The following is a 21201-nucleotide window of genomic DNA, read 5'->3' on the forward strand; positions in this document are numbered from 1 at the left end:
ATTAGACACATCGGAAATAATTATATTTTGCGAAATACTGCAAGTGCAGTTGTGCTGATGCATCTCCAAAACGATTTTTAAGCACCTGCAACGTAATCTCGCGTGGATTTTTCAGCTTAAAGCTTTCAATGATTTCCTTTTTCTTGAAGTCATCTTTTTGATTGACGATCTGTGGTAAATTTCTAAACTGCAAGCCCATTAGCACATCAGCTGTATATTCAATTACGCCAGATTCTTTAAAGCCTTCAAAACTCGTCGGTGCGTAATATGCGGAACGATTGAAGGCAGAGATTAATACAATTGGAATATTAAACTTTCTACTAATTTGCTTTAAGCTCGTAACAACCGTATCGATCGTGCTTCTTTCACCAATTGTTGACGTATTTTTTGCATTGATCACTTGTAAATAATCAATAATCACCACGAAGTTCTTTTGATACTTCCCTATTGCATCGATACGCTCCTCAATTTTTTTAACCGTATCATTTAAGCGTCCCTCAAAGATTTCGAAGCGTTGCGCAATTTGTTTATATTCATTCAAATGAAATGAAATCGCTCCTATATCCGTACCTGTTGTTATATCCGTGACAGTCATAGCTTTCGCTGGATTCGCTAAAAAGCTAAGGCGTGAAATACTGCGGGCGATAAGCTCATTTCGACTCATTTCAAATGAAAAATAATACACAGGTGTACCAGCTGTTGCTATTTGATCCGCAATTTGATGAATAAATGCTGTTTTACCAAGTGAAGTCGGTCCTCCAAGAACATATAAGCCTGGGAATAAACCTCCACCTAAAATAGTGTCGAAGCCATTCATCCCTGTTGAGATTGGCTGAAATTCATTATCCTCTATCATGAAGTAGAAGTCGTCTAAATAATTTGAAAGGAAGTCCCCACGTTTTGCATTTAGCAGTTTATCTGCACCTTCTTGTACAAATTGAGTAAACCCGTTTTTATCAGCAACAAAGAATTCATTAGCATCCTTATATTGTTTTGGTAATTGAAGGACGTCAAACTCAATCGTTGTTTTGCGCATATTCTCAATAAGCTTTTCACCAGCTGTATCATTGTCTGGAATAACGATAAATTGCGTTGCATCCAATTGTTCATGATACATTTCCACTAATCGTTTTAAACGATTGACATTGTTGACGCCGTTTAATGCAATCGCTGGATAATGAATATCCTCAATGGAGAGCGCATCGAAATAGCCTTCTACAATAAAGATGACTTCACGTGATTTGCCATCCATTAAATAGCGTTCATTTAGAAGTTCCATCGTTCTGCCACTTAAATTGTGGGTTTTTGTTACACTATCAATGCCATCGTTCTTTTCGATGCGCGAGATGAAATAGCTACATTTGCCTTCAGCATTCCAAATAGGCAAGATGCACTTATAATAGTTGAACTTATCGGATGGTTTTTCATTAACGTCTGAATGATTTTCAATGACAAAGTTAAAGCCTTCTGTAACATAGCCTAATTTATATTGATGAATGATGTCATCCGATAAACCGCGTTCTTTGAAATAAGCTGTTTTGTCAACATTTCTATGTGCCTTTACAACTAAATCAGTGAAATCGACATTGTTTAATTGAACTTTTGTTTCTGCAGTATCTACATTTTGTGGCGTTTCCTTTTTAACTTTTTCGTTTGGCATTTTTGTTTCCTCCCATTCAGTAGTTAAATTTGCTAAGTTGATTAATTTCTCAATGGCTTCACTTTGCGATAGATGTTCATAATGCATCATGAAGTCGATGATCGAACCGCTTGGGACGCATTCATTAAATGATTTATACAAATTAGCTGTCGTATCTATTGCAAAGTGATGTTTTTTATCCTTTTGACAAAAAGGACATGGTTTCATAAATTTGTTTTCGCCAATTGTGATGGCGGATTTTCCAGTTAATTTTTCAATATACGGTAGTAACGGTACCATTCTTTTAGCACGTTCTATTAAATAAGCACGACTCATGCGCCAAACCTCCCACTTTTATTTTGTTACCTGTCACCTTGAAAAGAGCGACCGTAAAGGAGCTCTTTTTCAGTTTAATTTATTTAAATAATTGAGCTAAAATGGATTCCACAAACCCTTGATACATCGAGCTTTATAAGACCTCATTCCATTTGATAACGTCATATTTACATTTCAGAACGTCTATTTTACATTTCTTGACGTCACCAATCGCAAAAATATATAGCCAATTTAATGGCTTCTTCGTTCAAGTTGTTGATAATGCTCCATAAGTTGCGGATGGTCATAATACATTTGGCTATCATAAAATTGCGTTAGATTGTCGGTTTCAAGTTTCAATTGAATAATGAATCCACAGTTTTGTTCAAGCTGTCTTGCACTGTTTTGCAAACGCCTCAGTAAACATTTAAACCCCTGCTGTTTAATTTGTTCAGTAGTAATACCGAGCAATTTGCACAACGTATACATTTTCATGTTCGGCTGTAAATTTTCTTTACGCAATTGCAATTTATACAACTGCGAAATCTTCAGTAAAAGCAACAATGCATCGCGGTGGTAACGCGGATTAAACTGAAAGAATTGCTTATGCAGTAGCGTATACTGCGAAGTTTTCAAATAATCTATCCAAGAGTCGAAATGAATCTCATAGTAATTCGCGTCGATTTTTTGATAGTTCAGTAGAGTTCCATAAATATATCCTTTATTATTCTTCTGCATTATTTGAACAGATAAGGCAGATAGAACTTCTAAGTCACGTTCAAACCTTTTCCTACTATCATTTCGAATTTTAATTCCTCTATAGAGATAGTAATCTTTCAACTCAATTTGAAATGTCGCATTTCCACCTTGCATGCGCCAGCGATAAAGCAAATAAATGAACAATTGAACCTGTGTCATACTCAAGCTTTTTAATAATTTCTCAGCTGTATCAATTTGCTTTGTCGGCGTTAGCGTGAAACGATCTTTGTTTTCGAATTCATAAACTGCACACTGCGTTAAATCATCAATCTTCGCCTGTTGCAATTTATCAATCCCTTCCACAATCCGAAAGATAAATCCAGTGACGGGTATTTCTAAAAAGTCTTGCTTAATATTCACAATGTCACCTCCTTCATTGCCATCATCATATTGAATTAGCAACAGCTCTACAATGGCATTTGTGTTCTATGCTGTTTGAGTAAAATTGACCTTGTTTGCCTGTCAGTCAAATTTTATAATTTTATTGTATAAGGACAATTTTCAATATTTGTATAATCAATGCTACAAATTTTAGGAGGTTGGATTTATTTATGGTGAATTTAGATGACATTAAACATCATTTAGAAAGCTACCTTGTACACGATGGCTTTGGCAAAATTCTCAAGTCGCTAAAGTCTGAAAGCGATAATTTCAATTACAGCCTCGAATCGATTAAACGAGAGCTGGCACTACAAAAAGAAAAATTGCAGAAGCCCAAATCAATTGGTCAAATCATTAATGAGCTCATGATTAAAAAAGGCATCGAAAAGTCCTCATACATTTATGAGAGAGCCAACATTAGTCGTGATTATTGGTCAAAATTAATTTCAAACAAAATAAAAGAGCCCTCGCTCAAGGTGCTCTACAAATTAGCCATTACATTTGAATTAAATATTGAAGAAACGAATACGCTCCTATCCAATTTCAACCGCGCATTTTCAGAAGACGCCAGTATGCTTGACCAGATAGTTGCTTACTTTATAAATGAAGGGATCTATTCTCCAGAGTTGATTGATCAAATTCTTTATGAGTTTGAAGAAGAAACTTTATTCTCTACCAATTAGCTTTAAGGATTAAATTAAAATTGCCATAAGGGAGCCTCAAATGAGTCCCCTTATGGCATCTAAGATTTCAGTCAGATACGATTTAGAATTTGAATTATCTACCATGCAATTGATTTTTTAGTAACACCTCTAAATTTCTATAAACTAAATCTTTAAGATTCTCTACACCCATTTCTTTTTCAAATGCCTTATAAACATCCTTTATTAATACTGGCTCTATTAGTTGGGTATTTAATTTACCAAAAGGACCATCACTTTCAATTAACAATCTATTCTTGGGTATTTTATGGATTATTTCTCTACCATGCTTACTCCTCAACATACTTGGGTTGATAGAAAAGTAGTATCCTGCATTTGCAATATGTTCGATTAAAGATACTTCACCGCTATACCAATGAAAAACAGCAAATTTCACATTGTTATTTTGTAATACCTGCAAAACTTCTTTTTCAGCTTTTCTGGAATGCACAGTTAGGATTTTATTTGTTTGCCCAGAAATTTTGGCAATCTGATTAAAAACTTCAATTTGCTTATCCTTTGATGCAAGAAATTTTGAAGAGAAATCTAAGCCAACTTCACCGACGTATTTTGTATCTTTGATTAACTCAAAGAAAAGTTTAGTATTAAAATTTCTCACTAATGCATTTTCAGGATGGAATCCTAAAGCGATTTTTACATACTTAGAAGTTGGAAAATGGCTTTTTGCTTTCAAATATACTTCTGGAAAATTAGTTACAAATAACGCGTAGATTTTTTCGGTATTATATTGCTCATATATGTTCCAATAATCTTTATAATAGTCAATATGAACATGGAAGTCGACAAAATTAGACACTATATTCCAACTCGCCTATGTATTGCATTATTTTCATATCATCCGAATTGCTTTGATCAATACAAGCAATTAAGCTTAATAATTCATTCATTGATTCGCGATACACTCGTTCATATTGGTCTACTTCTTCCTTAGTTAAAGGACCTTGTATCTTTAATAAACTCCTAATATACCTCACATTATTTTCATTCATCTTAAAACGCTTGATACTATATAATAAGGCTTTTAAATCACTCGCTTTTCCATCTAACTTCGGATTATTTAATAGAAACTCTTTATCTAATTTATATTTAGGATTATAACCAATATCCTTTAGACCGTTTGTTACTACAGATGCTTTCCTAATCAAACAAGGATAGCAATAACCACAATTAATTGGCGGGCTAATCTTGTCATAACGAGATTGACAAGGATGTGAGCATGATAATGTTTTGTAATAGCTGTTTTTAAATACGTGATTCTCTTTGTGAATATTTACAATTTCACCTTTTGTTTTTGCGGAATAAATGTTAACTACCTCATGATTCATTCCTAAATTCATAAAAATTTCATTGAGTGTCTTAATAAAATATGGGTGCGTTGTTCTTGTACTACAACTTCCTAATCTGCTTGGTGTAAGGGGAACATTAATTCCAATAAATCCGTTTTCTGGTATATGAATCTTAGTCCCTTCTCCAATAATCGATGCTATTACTAATGCACCTACAATAAATAAAAATGACCTACTTCGACTCGTACTTTCTCCTGTAATTAAAGCATCTAATAATTCATGAGGCTTTTTAGGTGATACACCGAATTGCGCATGCCCTACATTACTATCACAATACGATTCTATTATTTCATTCAATAATTCTTCTTGTCTGGATTTTATACTGTGATATTCTTTAAAACTTACAAAAAACGGATTAGAACTTTCTTTCAATAACGATAAAGCACCACAATAAGAATCTAACCCTCCTGAAAATAAAGATACACAATCATAATCGGCTTTGTTTTTTATATTATATTTATTATTTAGCTTATCGCCTCTAAAAATTTCGCTGGTTTTATAAAAGTTAAAGGTCCATTCATCTCCTGTAAGGAAAGATATACACTTTTCAAAACTCTCCTTTTCTTGATTTATTTTATCAAACTCTATGACTGGAATATTAACTTTTATCTTGCGGGTCCAATTGTCAGAACTGTTTTTTCTTGAGAACTTTTTATCGATTGTAAAAACTGCTATACCTATAACTAATAAATCCTCAATAATTGGCTCAACTGCTTTAACACCGAACATTCTCCATAAATTTTCTACATCTGTACTTATAGAAGATTTATTATTTTTTGGATTTAAATAAAAAATATTTGATTCAATACCTCTAACTTCCTCGTTATTTTTGATAAACGTAATCTCCATCAATTTTCACCCCACATTTCAAAAATCGACCAAACCTCATTACATTTAGAATAAATATATCTTTGTCCTTGATTCCCCCTCCAGTCCATATCTTCTAAATTGTCATTTTGATAACTTTCTTCAATTTCTAACCTTATATATTCTTTAATTCTTTCTTGCATAGCTAACGTTTGATTTAGACCATCACATAACGAATTTATTTTTTCTGCAAAATTAGCAAAGAAATATTGCTCTACATATTTAATTAAATACTCTTTAATAAAAAAATTAGGCTCCATATCTTTATACACTTGCTCTAACTGTTCATTTGAAGTTACCTCGCTAAATAACTCTTCCATTAATTCTTTCAATGCACCATCAGCAATTTCAACCTGTAAATCATTTGAACCTTCACAAAAGTATTCTATTAATCCATCTAAGATTGATTCCGCATCTCGACCTTTTAAATGACTTAATCCTATCTCACCTAATGCATAATCTAAACCACCTGCATTGACTAAGCCAGCAAAATTTAGCGCTTTACCACCTGAAGTTCCAACAGAACTCTGTCCAGCAGTTCTATACCCACCTCCTGTAGCTTTAGAAAATTTCGATAATGCCTTTCCTACTGAATCTGAACTTAATCCATTTCTTTTAATCCCAGAAACTGCTCTTTTCGTGTCAGACCATAGATGTCCATTTGGTGGTAAATACCCCTTTGATGTTCCCATATGTACCTCCTACTTTCTCTGATTTTCAATGCGTTCCCAAAGTTTTAATTCTACGTTTTGATGATTGACAAAATATTCTTTAAGTGAGTCATAATCTGCATGATTAATTTCCTTAATGACATTAAAATGCTTTATTATAGCTGGACTCATATCCCCTTTGTCTAACAACTTTAATTCTTTCAGAATATCAAATCTAAAAGTTTCAAAATGTTCGAACATAAAGATTAATACTTTAGTATTTTGTACGCGTTCCGTTCTATATTTTGCTACAATCCCCTTGAAAACTTTTGTATGATCCACGTAAACATTAGTCTTCAATTCTTTAATTTTATTAATACGTAACCTATCATTTAGTTCTTTCGCACAAATTTCGTTAACCCATTTTCTTTCTTCTGCAGTAAGGTTGACAATTAAATTATGCTTTTCCTTAATTGAATCTTTTGCTAAATAATAATATGGTCTTAAATCTATTTCATCTAACTCAATTGGATCAACTTTCAACCATTCTTGTGACAATGGTTTATACCATTCTTGGCTAATTTTTATCGTTAAATCATCTTCTGTACTGAATGCACCTTTTTCATTTATTAAATTGCAAAGTTCTTTAATCTCTTCAGCTTTGCCCTCATTATTAATCTGCCAGCTATATAATTCTCTAAATAATTCGATATTTGTATATTCTAAAACCATTAATTTAGCAAGGACTTTCAGATTAAGTTTTAAACCTTGAATCTCCGCTAACTTCTTCCTAATGAAAAAAGTATTTGAAAATCTTTTCGCTTGCCTTGGATTTCCTTTTAAAGTAGTAGCAATAATTTCACTAATATCATCGAAGGTACTTAATTGCACTTCAAATTCTGTATTATCCATCTCAGATTTAATGAATCCTTCCTGTTCTCCGACAATTTCCAGTATCTCCGATTTACTTATAATTTCGCCTTTTACGAAGATTTTACGAGTTTTTAGCTCGTCCAATAAACGTTCAAAAGCTTCATTAGTCATATACATTTCGCATATGAGTAGTAACAAGTAATTCTTAATTTCAATATTGGATAATATCGGGATTTTAATTGGGACTTGAATAATTTTTTCAATATAATCAGTAGTTATGTCCATTGGAAAATCCTCTAATTTTGGATATTTCACTTGTACAGCATAACTTACTACATCTTCATCGATAGCAATTATAAACGTTGTCTTTCTAACTGCCAAAAACAGTTTTATTGCTTCTAATGTTTCTATTATTCTTTCAGGGCTACAACGATCTAAATCATCGATAATTATTATCAAATTATCAACATCGGATTTTTCCAACATTTCAGAAAATTCCTCTCTGAACAATCTTATGTTTTGAACTAAATTTTCGTCCGTTTCGCCCTTAATGTAATCTTTAATAGCTGAAATACTTTTAATAGTTTCTTCTGCCTCTTCAGCATTCGAAGGTAAATTTGATTTTAAACCTTCCAGTAAAAGAGGCAGTGGATTACCTAAAAGCGCGCTTACTGCTGGAATACTTGTTTTAACTACAGAACTCCCTAATCTAAACCAATCTATACGATTTTTTAATCCTTTAATCTTATCTCCGACTTTTTGTTTTAGAGTTTCATTTTCTTCCAATGTTCTTAAAATAACTTCCATCAATGCTGACTTAGCGTCATCATAACCCTCGAACATCCAAGCATTAACGAATACCGTAACATTTTTTTCATTAACTTTAGTCTTTTCTTGAATTAAATTTAAAATTGTCGATTTACCACTTCCCCAACTACCGTATAAACCAATAGTTAATGGATTTACCCTTTGATCTGTTGCAATTTCATATAATAAATCAGCATATGGCTCATAAGCTAACATATCTATTTTTGAAGCACTATCTGCCCACATTTTATCAACTCCTTATGATTATAATACAATATTCACCATACCTTCTCTACCTCTTTGATATTGCATATTGGATAAGACATTTCATAAACGTCGAACTTACTTCGACATAAATTTTATGAAATGTCTTATATTTTTTCATTAAGTGCATAGTATAAAGAAAAACTTTAAGGAGCTGATTTATACTATGAAACCTAAAGCACTTATCGCTGTTGATAGCGGAAAATATGGAACGAAAGCAATCCTTTTACACAACAAGGAACATTACGTTTACTTCCGAACCAAAATGCAGGAAGTGACAACATCGTTAGACATTGATGTTCCAGTTGGCTCGTATGTCGTCAAGCATAACGGTAAAACCTATATCCTCGGCAATATGGTAGACGAAAGCTACTCCTCCTATGATTTATCAAAAGAGAAGGAAATTCATAAGCTGTGCATTTACGTTGCGATTGCAGAATTATTAAAGCAAGCAAATATTCATCCCTCAACTGTCGATTTGAAAGTCGCAGTTAATATCCCTATATCTGCGTATAAGGATGCTACTACTAAAAAGCGGTACCTTGAATTCATTGAAAACTTTAATAACCCTATTATGATTGAGGTCAATGGCGTTCCCTTTATGATTGAACTAAACGATTCAACAGTTGTATTCGAAGGAATTGGGGCAATTTTTCATGATGTCAAAGCATCTAAAAATGTTCATACAACAGTACTCGACATCGGAGGCTTGAATGCCACACTATGTCAATTCGATGGGTTAACACCGAATTTTAATAGCATGGTTGTTACAAATAACGGATGCAATATTTTAAAAGGGAAAATCGGACGAATGATTAATGAAAAGTTCAGCATCGCTGTAGAAGCTAATGACCTTGAGCGAATCATTCACGATGGATATTTAATGTCTGAAGGAGCTATCATCACCGACAGCCATCATTTAATTGAGCAAATAAAAGATGCACATTTCCAAGAGATTATTTCATTTGCGAAAAGTCGTGGCTATACGTTCAATAACACTAATATTTGCTTCTGTGGCGGTGGCGCTTTACTACTGCACAATTGCATTAAAGAGCATTTCCCTCATGCTAAAATCGTGGTCAATCCGCAATTCGCTAACGTCAAATCCTTCCTACAAATCTTAAAAATCAAGCACAATCTATGAGAAACCGAATAACGATAAGCTTTTTAGCGGAGGACCACGATATAATAGCGCATTTGCAAACGATTCGGGATCAGGGGCAAAGTGTTAGTGGGTATATTAGAAATCTAATACACAATGATATGATGAACAATCCCAATAACAATTCCATTGACGCACTTGCACAAGCAATTGCAGATAAGTTAGGAGCTGGACAAATTGTTGCTAACGCAGAAAACCCTACTAACCATAATGAACCAGTAGGCTTAGAGGAAAAAATGATTATCGATCAATTATTTTAATTGAGTTAGTTTCTGAACAATATAGCGGGATTTTTCCCGCACTTATACATATATTCAATAATATAATCCAACTCTAATCGCAATTATAATCGAAAATCTAATCCAAATAGATGCACAAACAGATTGCGATTATTAATATAAATCGCTGACAAATATATTTGTATTACTATTACAATTAAAGCGTAGTTAATAATCTACTTACAGATCTATTTGCATCTCTCCTTCTTGAGAATAAATCCAGATACCTACCAACGAATAAGAGTTTCATCATGATGCATTGGCGCAGGCGATTGCAGATAAATTCAGGCAGGACAACTTGTTACAAATGTAGAAAAGCCCATCGATGACGAATCACCGATAGATTTTGAAAAATAACTATTGAGCAGTTGCTTTTATGCACCAAAAAAGCCAATTACTATTTTTTTACACTCAAATAGTAATTGGCTCTTGTTTTATAATTTTAGTGCGTCCGCTTTTGAATAATCAATCTCACTCGGAATCTCTGCTGATTCCATCAAATCTTTTAGCAGTAGTAACTTTAATGTTGTTTCTGAGCTATACGTGCGATCATTTACATCGCCCTCATATACATTTACAGGAACGTTATGAATGACGTATAACTGCTGGTCAATCTCCCATGTCACATCCTTTAATATTGTATTTTCTTTTGGCATAGAAGGACCTCCTCGAACTTTTTGAGGCGCTAATACTGTCATTATATTCGCCCCTATTAACGTATATGACCTAATTCACACCCAACGCCTTATACACCGCATCGACTGGATCAATGTAGAAAATTAGCTGTACTTTGATTAATAGATCAGGTGGAATTGTTGGGAAGTCTGACGCGACCGAGGAAGGTACTAACACCTTTTTAGCACCTGCATCTACACATACTTGCAAAACATTTGCTAATTCCTCTATTTTTTCAAGCGTACCCCCGACAGTCATATTTCCTAATACAACAGTGCTTTCTTGTACTGGCTTTTCCAATGCGCCTGAACACAAACCGACCAGCTCGGCAACAGAAATTTGTGGTGATAGTCCAATGCCTTGTAAATCTGCTATATGCATTAAATAATCCTTCGTTTTAATCGTAATAGAACCACTAATGCTTTTGCTGTTCGCTGTAAAGTAACGATAAGCTGTATCTAAGCTTTCTTTAACAGCTCGGTTCGATCCGATACCCGATTTTTCAAATTTTCCTGAGCCCGATACAAGTTGGTTTTCTAATTTGAATACACCAATCATACCTGACTCCCCAACACCGACTGTATAAACATGACCAGCTTTACTTAATCCTTCTGGAATAAGCTTGCCTCCACCTTGTTCTGGTACTGAAACATACTGTTCGTCTAATGATTCTTTATCAATATATGAAAACATCACATCGTAAAACTCCATACCGCCGATTTTTTTCAATTGCTCTTTTACGCGTCTACGTCCTTCTAAAGCATATTGAAGCACTTCTTCCACAGCTTCCTTTGAAAATTCGCCATGCGGGAATAATAATTTCATCAAGCCCGATACAGTTTTGCGTACACCAATCACGTCACGTTGATTCAAATTATTGCCTAACTTGAAATATTGGTCGATTGCATCGCCAAATGAGCGTTTGCGCATTTCTCGGAAATATTCCGCTAAATAATCAACGATGAAACCATATCTGTCAGTAAAGAAATCAGGACGCATTTTTGGAATTTCCCATCCTGGCAAGTAATAATGCATTCGATCAAAGAACGCCGAATCGTTATTCATACCTTCTGGAAATGGCGCGAATAAATGCGATGTTTTAATGAGAGAATCGACACTTTGATTAATATTTCCCACAAAGACCATTGAAGCAGATGCCGTTTTCTCTTCTTTACCACGCGCAAATGAACCACTTGCCATGTAGTCTTTCATTATTTGAATACCATCTTTATCTTTGAACTTTATGCCTGCCACTTCGTCAAAAGCAACAACATCCCACATCCCAACAAGTCCAACTGATCGTGTGGACATATTGTAAAATAAGTTCGCTACTGTGGACTGTCCGCCCGATACTAAAATCGAGTTCGGCGAAATTTCCTTGTAAACATGCGATTTCCCTGTCCCACGAGGTCCAAGCTCACACATATTATAATTATTTTCTACAAGTGGCACTAAACGTAGTAACAGATGCCACTTAGCACGCTCTGTTAATTGAGTCGGCTCCATCCCCGTAGAACGAATTAAAATGTCCATCCACTCTAATTTCGTAAAATGCTTTCGCCCTTCGATAATTTCATTTAAATCCATGTTCGGCATTTGGATTGGCTTTAAATTCGCTACACTAAATGGGCTCATGTTGCGCTGTTCTTCATCAAAGAAGTAATCAATTTTCAGCATACACCAAATACCACCAGCTAATAGCTTATCGAATTCTTTGACGTAAGATGCCGATACAGGTACCTCTTTCAGCCCTAAATTCGAAAACTCCGCCTCATACATATCTTTCTTTGGATTTAAACGTACAGTAATCTTATCAATAATAGAATATTGACCAAGCTCACGAATTTTACTTTTAATTTTCTCAGCTTCATCAGGACGGACAAAGTTATCTGCAAGAATTTTTTTAACGCGGTCTATACCTTCTTTAATGCTATCTTCATCATCCGTTGCGCAATACATACCTAATAAATACTCAAGTACATAGATTGGTACATTGGCACCTTCCTTAATGAGTTTCGTTAAATCCTTACGTACAACACGCCCTGCAAAAACATCGTTCAATTTTTTATCTAATGCCAATGTATTTGCTTCATGCAACTCTTCCAAAGCTACCCCTCCCAGCAATTAAAAATCAAAATCACTTACAATGCTTAAATTGATTTCAAACGGAATTTTATCCTTTTCAATACCAGTTTCAACATCTTTAATAACTAAATAGTACGATTTACTGCGATCATACGGTATATTTTTCAACGCAAATCGTATTTTATATTCACGCTCTGCTGGGTTTGAAGATGTGCGGTCACCGATAATCGTTTCTTCATTTGATAAAACATTATTTTCGTCATCTACCATATAAATTAGTACAGTTTGAGGCTTCAGTTTTTCCCCAACTTTTTCTGTTTGGAAGAAGTTTAAATTGAAAATACGATTCGTCACTTTGCGCATTGTGCTTGTTAATTTAATTTCTACCTTATCTAACTTTTGTACGCCTTTTTGTCCTGCTCGTTTGTTCTTAAACGACAACAACGGAATCATAATTTCTTGAAGGCTCGCCCCGCCATGTACAAAGTTTACACCTTGCCCCTGCTTGCGATTTCGAATTGTCCCCATCGGTACATACGCATAAAGCTGTTGTTCATTTTGCACAACAGATGACAAATCAATTTTAATTTGCCCATCAATTTCTTCGCCTTCTTTTGATAACGTGTAGCGTCGTGATAATTCAACTGTATCGATTTTTACCTTTTCGATTTTGTCACTTTCTTCTAAAGGTTCGCGCTGATATAAGAAGCCATGATCTGCCGTAATATATACATTTGTCCCGCTTAAATCGTCACGAATGATTTTTACTAAATCATATAGCTGGTTCAAAGTTCGATCTACCGCATCAAACGTATAAATTTCTGTCGATGCATTATCACCTGTGCCATCAATTGTATCGTGATAAATATAAATCAGCTTTTTACCTTTAAAGGTTTCACGTCTGCCCGCCTTATTCATGTTCATCATGTCCTGATAATGTACGGTCATACTATCGGCAACTGCATTTTCAATAATTGCTCGGCGATTTTCAATACCAGCAGTGCTTTTACCATCCACTAATACTTTCATTGATTCATTAAAATCCAATGTTTTATGCGGTAGCAATGATGCCATTCCAAGCTTTGTAACAGAAGGAAGAACACTTAGCATCGATTGAATTGTACATGTACCGATTGTTTCTGAATTTAGGCGCTCAGCTAATTCGACTCCTACCTCATAGCGGAATGCATCTGAAATAATAACAAATACGCGTTCATCATGACGAATATGTGGTGCAACAGTTGACGTATAAAAAGCTTGCTGATTTACAACGCCTGGCAACGACCAATTCGATGCCATTTCTTCCTTAACAGCTTTTGACCAATTCACACTTAGCTCGCCCATAAACCAATGTGTATACAAATGCTCAACAAGGTCTTTTAGCTTTTTCAGCATCTCGTTATTGCTCTCTGCATCGTACGCAACATAAAACTTACGGTAATATGTATCCATCACATAATACTTACTTTCATACGCCTTAAACATATCTACCGCTTGACCTGAAGGAATTCCGTGGCGGTACTCCACATAAAACGCCTGCATTTTCACGCTATACAGTAGCGCTTCATAAATTGATGCATATTTCTCATAAAAATGCTTCGCCCGTCTTAGCTTAATGAGCTTAATGTATTCCTCAAAATCTTCGCGCCCTTCTAAAAGACTGTTGGCAATATAAATAATGATCGCTTTATCGACATAAGGGAATGTATCTGCTTGCTTAAACTCGTCAACAGGAATCGGTTGCAATAACTTCGAGATTTGAATTTCTTGCTCAACGATTTCCACGTATTGATCGTACAGTTCAAAATCAGTTTTATGGTGCATCCAGTGGTCCATAAAGACAAGGGCATTCGTCTTACTGCGCGTCGCTACAAAGTCCTTTACAGCCGATAAATATTGCTCTGGTACACTATGGCTAAAGGCTGTTACCGCTAAGTGAATGAGCAATGTCTTCAATGATGGATTTTCACGTTCATAGCCATAAAAATCTGCAACATACTGCCAAAAGACGCTCAAATCAAAATATTTATTCATTAGCTGTAAATATTTGTTGTTTTCATCTTCCAATGTTTCTATTAACACTGATTTTAATATTTCTGCAAAATCTGGAACCTTCACATTACATAAAACACTCATGATAGCTCGTTCAATCGACACTTCATTGAATTCAGCAATACCCATTGCTTGGAATTTACGATAGCGTTCTTTATTTTGAAAGAAGCGCTCATATTTTTTCACAACACTGCGCAATGCTGGATCAATATTAAGATCATTTAAAATCAGCGACACACGATCTGCATAAAAAGTTTTCGAATACAATACGGTATCTGCTAACCAGTTATTTTCTAAACCTAATTCAAGATTCGTATAAATTAAATAATGCGAAGTCGGATCCTCTTCCTCTAATAAATACTTCATGTAAAACTGATTATTATCCAATAATGTTTGGACTTTAACACCATCCAGCACAAATTGCTCGATTTCCTCGATAAATTCCTGATCCTTGTCTACCCAAAAGACAATTTTACGCTGTTCCCCGTCTTTTAACGGCTCGTTAAAAATGTCTTGTAACGCCGATGCTATTTGCTCGATATTCAAACTATATCACTACTTTCTGTACTTCTATTCATTGACAGTTACTCATTTTTACTATTATAATACTGTAACATTTCATATGTTGAGCAACCTCTTTCCCCACTGCCATTAGTTGGGCTGGACTTGCTCGTTAAAACCCTTTCCCCGCTACCATTTTGCAGGGCTGGGGTTTTATTTTGTTTTGATAATGAAGAAGGTAGAAGACATAGCTAAAGCCACACTCCTACCTTCATTATAATCTATATCTTCGCCACTAATCCTTTAAATAAATCATAGTTATGCTTCACACCGTCGTCTAAATCGATTGTGATTTTCTTATCCGCCATATGATGTAACAATTCATCATACGCTTTTAATTCATCGATCTTCTTATCGAGCGATTTCAGTGCCTTTTTCGCATCGCTAATTTCTTTCGTTGTATAATCACCATCAATAATTGATAGTAAATCCTTCTTCTCCGCATCCATACGAATTTGTACTTCATGTAAATAGTCTGTACGAATACGAGAAAGTGTCGTTTCATCATAACGATGCATGTAAATTAAACAGTTAAACGCCTTTTCTTTACCAGAAGTAAACAACCAATAAATCGGACGCTTCTTATACATCTGCACATGATCTTTGAAGAAATCATTTAAGAAGTAACGGCGAATCGCTTCTCTCGCTGTTTCCGACTTTTTACGGCCAATCGCATTTGCAATGAAATCAAGGTTTTTTTCCAGTGTTTCTTCGCTAAATGTGATACGGACGAAATCTACAAACTTTGTAACAATGTCGTCTTGGAAATATGCTCCTGGTAAAATTGGCAGAATATTATCTTCATCTGCTGGGAAAGTTTTATAGCGTGATGAATCAAATTCACCACCTGCGTAGATTAGACCTTCTTCATCGAGTGAATAACGACCTAAAGAACAGCCTATCGAATAGGAAATAAAGGATTTTATATCACGTTCTAAATCAGCTTTACGTACCGTCACATCTTTCGCTTCAACTTCAGGAGTTAACTCACCTTGCAATCCATAAATATGGATAAAAATGCGATTTATTTCTTCTTCATTTGATTTAATTTGGTTGAAATTAAAATCAGCTATTCCCCACCATTTCATATAAGCCAATTCAATAGTTTTTGCTGAATCAGCCAATAACGGATGTCTTTTAAACCCCCATGAAATCTCAAAATTATCCCAATCATTTTGCGATATCTCAATATTTTCATTAACAATCTCTTTAATTACTGACAAAAAATTGCTGTCAGATTTTAAAGGTAACTTTAAAATATCCCCTACTAAATAATGCATAGTCGAATTCATTATACTTAAAATTTGAGAAGCAACTCTCGAATTTAAGAACGCTAAAATGTATTCAATTTCTCTTTCTTCGATTGAAAAAAATGTAGGTGCCTCAACATTAAACAAATGTCCTGTAGGTAAGTACCTCGCTCCAAATCCACCCGACGTCGTATGTGACCATGTAATTCCTTGTTTAAAATAAAATCTATCATTCGCCATTGCATTTAGTCTACATCCACGGCCCTGTCGTATTTCATATCCGTCATTTTCCCAATTAACAATATAATCGAAATTACCATACCATTTCCTATAAGAACCACCCTTAATTTGTGGGACCCATTTTTTCTTGGAATTTAAAAATTGTTCCTTACTTCTCATGTCATAAGCAATTTTATAATTTTCGACCTCATACCATTGTTTTAAAAATAAATCATTATTTCCAGTTTGTAGTCCACTTTTAGCTTCACCAAAATCAGAAATTTTCTTGTCATTTTCAAAACTATTTATTATCTTACTATTTATCCAATAGGCAATTGGTGTACCAGGAATTTTATTTAAGTTATCCTGATTAAACAAATATCTATATGAAACTGTAGGAGTTTGAATAGCCCCCAAAGTTTTTATAGGCTGATTTTCATGTCCTCTAAAATCAGAGAGTTTGATATAGTTTCCCTCTAAATCAACGCGATAGTTTCTTAATGTAAATGTACATACAGGAACCATTGCTGGTTCAAAAGCATTATATTCTAACTGAATTAAAGTACAAATGTTTTTTTCATCAACTATTATTTTTCTTAGCTTTTCAAACGATGAAATAAACATCCAAGGAAATGGCGTTATAAAAGCCATTTGCCCATTATTCTTAGTATTGTAAAAACTATATTCTATAAAAGCCGAATAAAGGTCTGACTTTGTATCAGGATAGTTTTCATTCAAGTATTTGGTAACTTCTGTTGTAACATACTTTGTTCCTGCATACGGAGGATTTGTTATAAAAATATCATATTTTCCACTCATAATCGATGCTTGTGTTACTACTGTTCTAAAAACATCTAAGATACGATCCTTTATATCCAACTGGAATAGATCAACACTTTCTTTTTCAATTTTTTTCAATCTGTTAATCAAAAACTCTGCATCATATGTTTCAATTTTTATTAAAGAACCAATAGCTTTAGCATCAAAGAATTGATTTAAAAAAGATTTCATTTTTTCGAACGATTCTCCCTCAAAATCACCAGCCAAGAAAGCTATTTCTTCATCTGTAAAACTATTTGTTTCTTGTATTGACACTAAATTCATCGTCAAGCAATCTCGATCAATACTTCTTAAGAAACGTTTGTTATGCTTCAACGCTTTCATAACAATTGAAAAACTTGCTAATTGATACGCTCGGTCATCTATATCCAATCCAAAGAGATTTTTCTCAATAATTAGACGCGGAATTTCTCTCTCAACATAACCACATCTACTATAAATTTCAAATAGCACATCGAACATATAAACTAAAATATGCCCACTTCCCATTGCTGGGTCAAAGCATTTGATGTCTTCCACATTCAACTCTTTATTAATATACGGAGCTAATTCTTCTTCAAAATCAGGCTCTGGATTCGGGTTTTCTAAATAAAATTCCCAATTTGAAATCAAATCTCGATGTTCAGAATGTGATTCTATCCAATAACGCCCTAAAGCATTTTGCACCATGTAACGAACAATCCACTCTGGTGTAAATAACTGCGTGGCAAATGGTAATTCTTCAGCTTTATATCTCTTTTTTGCTTGAATAATACGATCTTTTTCTTCAGAAATATAATACTGATAGAGCCACCCAATAATCTCCACACTTTCCCAATCACTCTCTGCAATCACATCTGGATTTGTCATTTGACGTACAAAAGAATCTGTTCCAAGTAGCCCTTCTGGGAATAGAATTTCCTTATAATCTTCAATCGTTTCAAACATAAACGGCATATAGCGGTTTAAATCATTACAATGAGCTTTTATAAGATATTTAAACAGTTCATTCGTTGTATCCTCTTTTGCCGTTTTTAATTTATATATATATTCCTTATCCAGTTCTATATCAAGAGATAACGCTTCTTTCATCATGTCTGGCTCAACACTATCAGGATTTGCCGACGATAATACACGCACTTTTGTTGGTAAGTAATCATTAACTTCCATAAAACGTAATGCAATGAAACGATTAAACCATGTATAAGCTGTTTCTTCCATAACACGTTTGAAACCAATTTCTTCAATGCGTTTAATTAATTTGTTGCGTTGGCGTCTTTCAATATCTGAAAGACGTTCGCCGTCAATGAAGACGGCATCCGAACTTTCGACTGTTGCATTTTGAATGGATTTTTCAGTTATCCCTATTTTACTTGCTTTAAGCTCAACACGTTCTAAAAGTTCCTTACGTGCTTCTGTTGCGAACTTTTTCAGTGCGCTTTTATTCACTAATATTCACTTCCAATCATTTATTCCCTTTTATAAGTAAATTTAAGAAAAATGAGAGTCAAATAAAAATTCCATCTCCATTCTTAATTATATTTTTGCAACTAATCCTTTAAATAATTCATAATTATGCTTCACACCGTCATCTAAATCGATTGTGATTTTCTTATCCGCCATGTGATGAAGTAATTCATCATACGCTTTTAATTCATCAATCTTCTTATCGAGTGACTTCAGAGCCTTTTTCGCATCGCTAATTTCTTTCGTTGTATAATCACCATCAATAATTGACAGTAAATCCTTCTTCTCCGCATCCATGCGAATTTGCACTTCATGTAAATAATCTGTACGAATACGAGAAAGTGTCGTTTCATCATAACGATGCATATAAATTAAACAGTTGAACGCTTTTTCTTTACCAGAAGTAAATAACCAATAAATCGGACGTTTCTTATACGTCTGCACATGATCTTTAAAGAAATCATTTAAGAAATAACGACGAATCGCTTCTCTTGCTGTTTCCGTTTTCTTGCGACCAATCGCATCTGCAATGAAATCAAGATTTTCTTCAAGTGTTTCATCACTAAATGTTACGCGGACGAAATCTACAAACTTCGCCACAATATCATCTTCGAAATATGCGCCTGGTAGAATTGGTAGAATGTTATCTTCGTCTGCTGGGAAAGTTTTATAACGTGATGAATCTAATTCTCCGCCAGCATAGATAAGACCTTCTTCGTCGAGTGAATAGCGACCAAATGAACATCCAATAGCGTAAGAAATAAAATGTTTAAAATCCTTTTCTAAATTAGCTTTTTGAACTGTTACATCACTATCATTAATCTCTGGACTGAAATCGTCATGCAAATCATATACTTCAATAAATATATTGTTCAATTTCCTCTCGTTATTTTTAAGGTGGGTAAATCTTTCTTGAGTAATTGCCTCCCACTCTTCAAATGCAGTTTTTATATTTTCTGTCCCAAAATAAATAAATGGGTGTTTTTTAAAGTCCCAACTCGTTTCAAAACTGTCCCAGTCTTCTTTTGAAAGTTTTATATTATCATGAGATATTTTTATCACTTCATTTTTTACTGTTTCATTTATTATGATTGGTAATTTAGCAATTTGCCCAACTCCATAATGGATAGTTGGTGCTATTAACTTGCATATTTCTTCCGAAACTATACTATTTCCAAATCCGATAATATATAAAAGATTGTCTATATCCCCAAATATACTCGGTCCAGCATCATTAAATATATGACCACTTGGTTTATATCTAAATGAAACCTTAGAAGAGGTTACATCGTTCCAAGTAATACATTCTTTAAAATAATAACTTGTATTTCTAAGCACTGAATTTTTGTAATTCTTTAAATCTTGACCATTATTTTCCCAATTCACCACATATTCATTATTACCATACCATTTACGATATTCTCCTCCCTTATTAAGAGGGAACCATTTTTTATTACTTTTTCTTTCTTCATCATAGTCAGAAGTATTAATTTCTAATTTTTCTTTTGAAACTTCACTCCACCTTCTTAAATAAACTTGATCATTAGCAGTTGTTAATCCTTTTTTAGGTTCTACGATAGACTCTAATTGTTTTGATGTATTAAATACATTTAGAAGTCTATTACTTACCCAGTATGCGATCGGAGTACCTGGAGTTTTATTGAAGTTTTCTGCAGATACTGCACTATTTCGATTCTCTAAAATAGGGAACTTCTTCGGTCTTTCTTCTAATTGAATATCTTTGTATTTTACTTCTGTATAATAACCCTTATATCACTAGCGTCGCATAAATTTTAACTGAATTTTCTGTTTTCTTTTCGTTCCTTTTATGAAGAAAAACGAAGACACTTAAGCAGAGGTAGTAGTCATCCATTTTTTTACTATAACCTGTGACGTGTGCGACAGAAAAGATGAACCCTTTATGGAATCGCTTTCCCGGCAATTTTTCGAACCCATAAGTGAGCGGATTTCCATGGAGCTGCCTTTAATAATCGACCAATTGTTAAATAG

Annotated in this window: 14 protein-coding genes; 3 read left to right on the forward strand and 11 right to left on the reverse strand. The window is 34.2% G+C overall.

The genetic code is table 11. The features are described 5' to 3' along the window. Position 1: 1 nt before the first annotated feature. Together ACIQVU_RS02335 and ACIQVU_RS02340 are read right to left on the reverse strand one after the other, a co-directional pair. The gene (locus ACIQVU_RS02335; protein WP_402893624.1) at positions 2 to 1975 is read right to left on the reverse strand and encodes a DnaB-like helicase C-terminal domain-containing protein; all 1974 of its coding nucleotides are present in this window, start codon (positions 1973 to 1975) and stop codon (positions 2 to 4) included. Between the two features lie 231 nt (positions 1976 to 2206). Further along, on the reverse strand, positions 2207 to 3073 hold the full coding sequence (locus ACIQVU_RS02340) for a hypothetical protein (protein ID WP_402893627.1): 867 nt from the start codon (positions 3071 to 3073) through the stop codon (positions 2207 to 2209). 191 nt (positions 3074 to 3264) lie between these two features. Here ACIQVU_RS02340 and ACIQVU_RS02345 point away from each other — a divergent pair, with 191 nt between their 5' ends. After that, positions 3265 to 3777 (forward strand): helix-turn-helix domain-containing protein, encoded by a 513-nt coding sequence (locus tag ACIQVU_RS02345; RefSeq protein WP_402893630.1) that lies wholly within the window; start codon positions 3265 to 3267, stop codon positions 3775 to 3777. A gap of 94 nt (positions 3778 to 3871) precedes the next feature. On the opposite strand, the gene ACIQVU_RS02350 is transcribed toward ACIQVU_RS02345, so the two are convergent. From ACIQVU_RS02350 to ACIQVU_RS02365, 4 genes are read right to left on the reverse strand one after another with little or no spacing between them, the layout of a single operon-like run. Further along, on the reverse strand, positions 3872 to 4612 hold the full coding sequence (locus tag ACIQVU_RS02350) for a TatD family hydrolase (RefSeq protein WP_402893633.1): 741 nt from the start codon (positions 4610 to 4612) through the stop codon (positions 3872 to 3874). Further along, positions 4605 to 6011, reverse strand: a complete 1407-nt coding sequence (qatC, locus tag ACIQVU_RS02355; protein ID WP_402893635.1) for a Qat anti-phage system QueC-like protein QatC — start codon at positions 6009 to 6011, stop codon at positions 4605 to 4607. The genes ACIQVU_RS02350 and qatC overlap by 8 nt, the downstream gene beginning before the upstream one ends. Further along, a complete protein-coding gene (locus ACIQVU_RS02360) occupies positions 6011 to 6721 on the reverse strand; it encodes a hypothetical protein (RefSeq protein ID WP_402893638.1) in 711 nt (236 codons plus the stop codon). The genes qatC and ACIQVU_RS02360 overlap by 1 nt, the downstream gene beginning before the upstream one ends. 9 nt (positions 6722 to 6730) lie before the next feature. Then, a complete protein-coding gene (locus ACIQVU_RS02365; RefSeq protein WP_402893641.1) occupies positions 6731 to 8605 on the reverse strand; it encodes a KAP family P-loop NTPase fold protein in 1875 nt (624 codons plus the stop codon). A 184-nt stretch (positions 8606 to 8789) separates the two neighbouring features. On the opposite strand from ACIQVU_RS02365, the gene ACIQVU_RS02370 reads away from it, so the two are divergent. Then, positions 8790 to 9767 carry a ParM/StbA family protein gene (locus ACIQVU_RS02370; protein ID WP_402893644.1) on the forward strand — a complete coding sequence of 326 codons (978 nt, stop codon included), beginning with the start codon at positions 8790 to 8792 and terminating at the stop codon, positions 9765 to 9767. Further along, positions 9764 to 10045, forward strand: a complete 282-nt coding sequence (locus tag ACIQVU_RS02375) for a hypothetical protein (RefSeq protein WP_402893647.1) — start codon at positions 9764 to 9766, stop codon at positions 10043 to 10045. The genes ACIQVU_RS02370 and ACIQVU_RS02375 overlap by 4 nt, the downstream gene beginning before the upstream one ends. Before the next feature lie 452 nt (positions 10046 to 10497). On the opposite strand, the gene ACIQVU_RS02380 is transcribed toward ACIQVU_RS02375, so the two are convergent. The 5 genes from ACIQVU_RS02380 to pglX (ACIQVU_RS02400) all read right to left on the reverse strand — a co-directional run bounded on the left by ACIQVU_RS02380 (position 10498) and on the right by pglX (ACIQVU_RS02400) (position 20928). After that, positions 10498 to 10761 carry a hypothetical protein gene (locus ACIQVU_RS02380; RefSeq protein WP_402893650.1) on the reverse strand — a complete coding sequence of 88 codons (264 nt, stop codon included), beginning with the start codon at positions 10759 to 10761 and terminating at the stop codon, positions 10498 to 10500. A gap of 28 nt (positions 10762 to 10789) precedes the next feature. Beyond that, entirely contained in the window at positions 10790 to 12844 is a 2055-nt protein-coding gene (gene brxL, locus ACIQVU_RS02385; protein ID WP_402893653.1) for a protease Lon-related BREX system protein BrxL, read from the reverse strand. 18 nt (positions 12845 to 12862) lie between these two features. Next, complete coding sequence (pglZ, locus tag ACIQVU_RS02390) at positions 12863 to 15421, reverse strand: BREX-1 system phosphatase PglZ type A (protein ID WP_402893656.1); 2559 nt, start codon at positions 15419 to 15421, stop codon at positions 12863 to 12865. Between the two features lie 236 nt (positions 15422 to 15657). Further along, positions 15658 to 19173, reverse strand: a complete 3516-nt coding sequence (gene pglX / locus ACIQVU_RS02395; protein WP_402893659.1) for a BREX-1 system adenine-specific DNA-methyltransferase PglX — start codon at positions 19171 to 19173, stop codon at positions 15658 to 15660. Between the two features lie 87 nt (positions 19174 to 19260). After that, entirely contained in the window at positions 19261 to 20928 is a 1668-nt protein-coding gene (pglX, locus tag ACIQVU_RS02400; protein WP_402893686.1) for a BREX-1 system adenine-specific DNA-methyltransferase PglX, read from the reverse strand. Positions 20929 to 21201: the final 273 nt, after the last annotated feature.

Origin of the sequence: Lysinibacillus sp. NPDC098008 (assembly GCF_044760715.1) — a bacterium.
Lineage (GTDB): Bacteria > Bacillota > Bacilli > Bacillales_A > Planococcaceae > Lysinibacillus.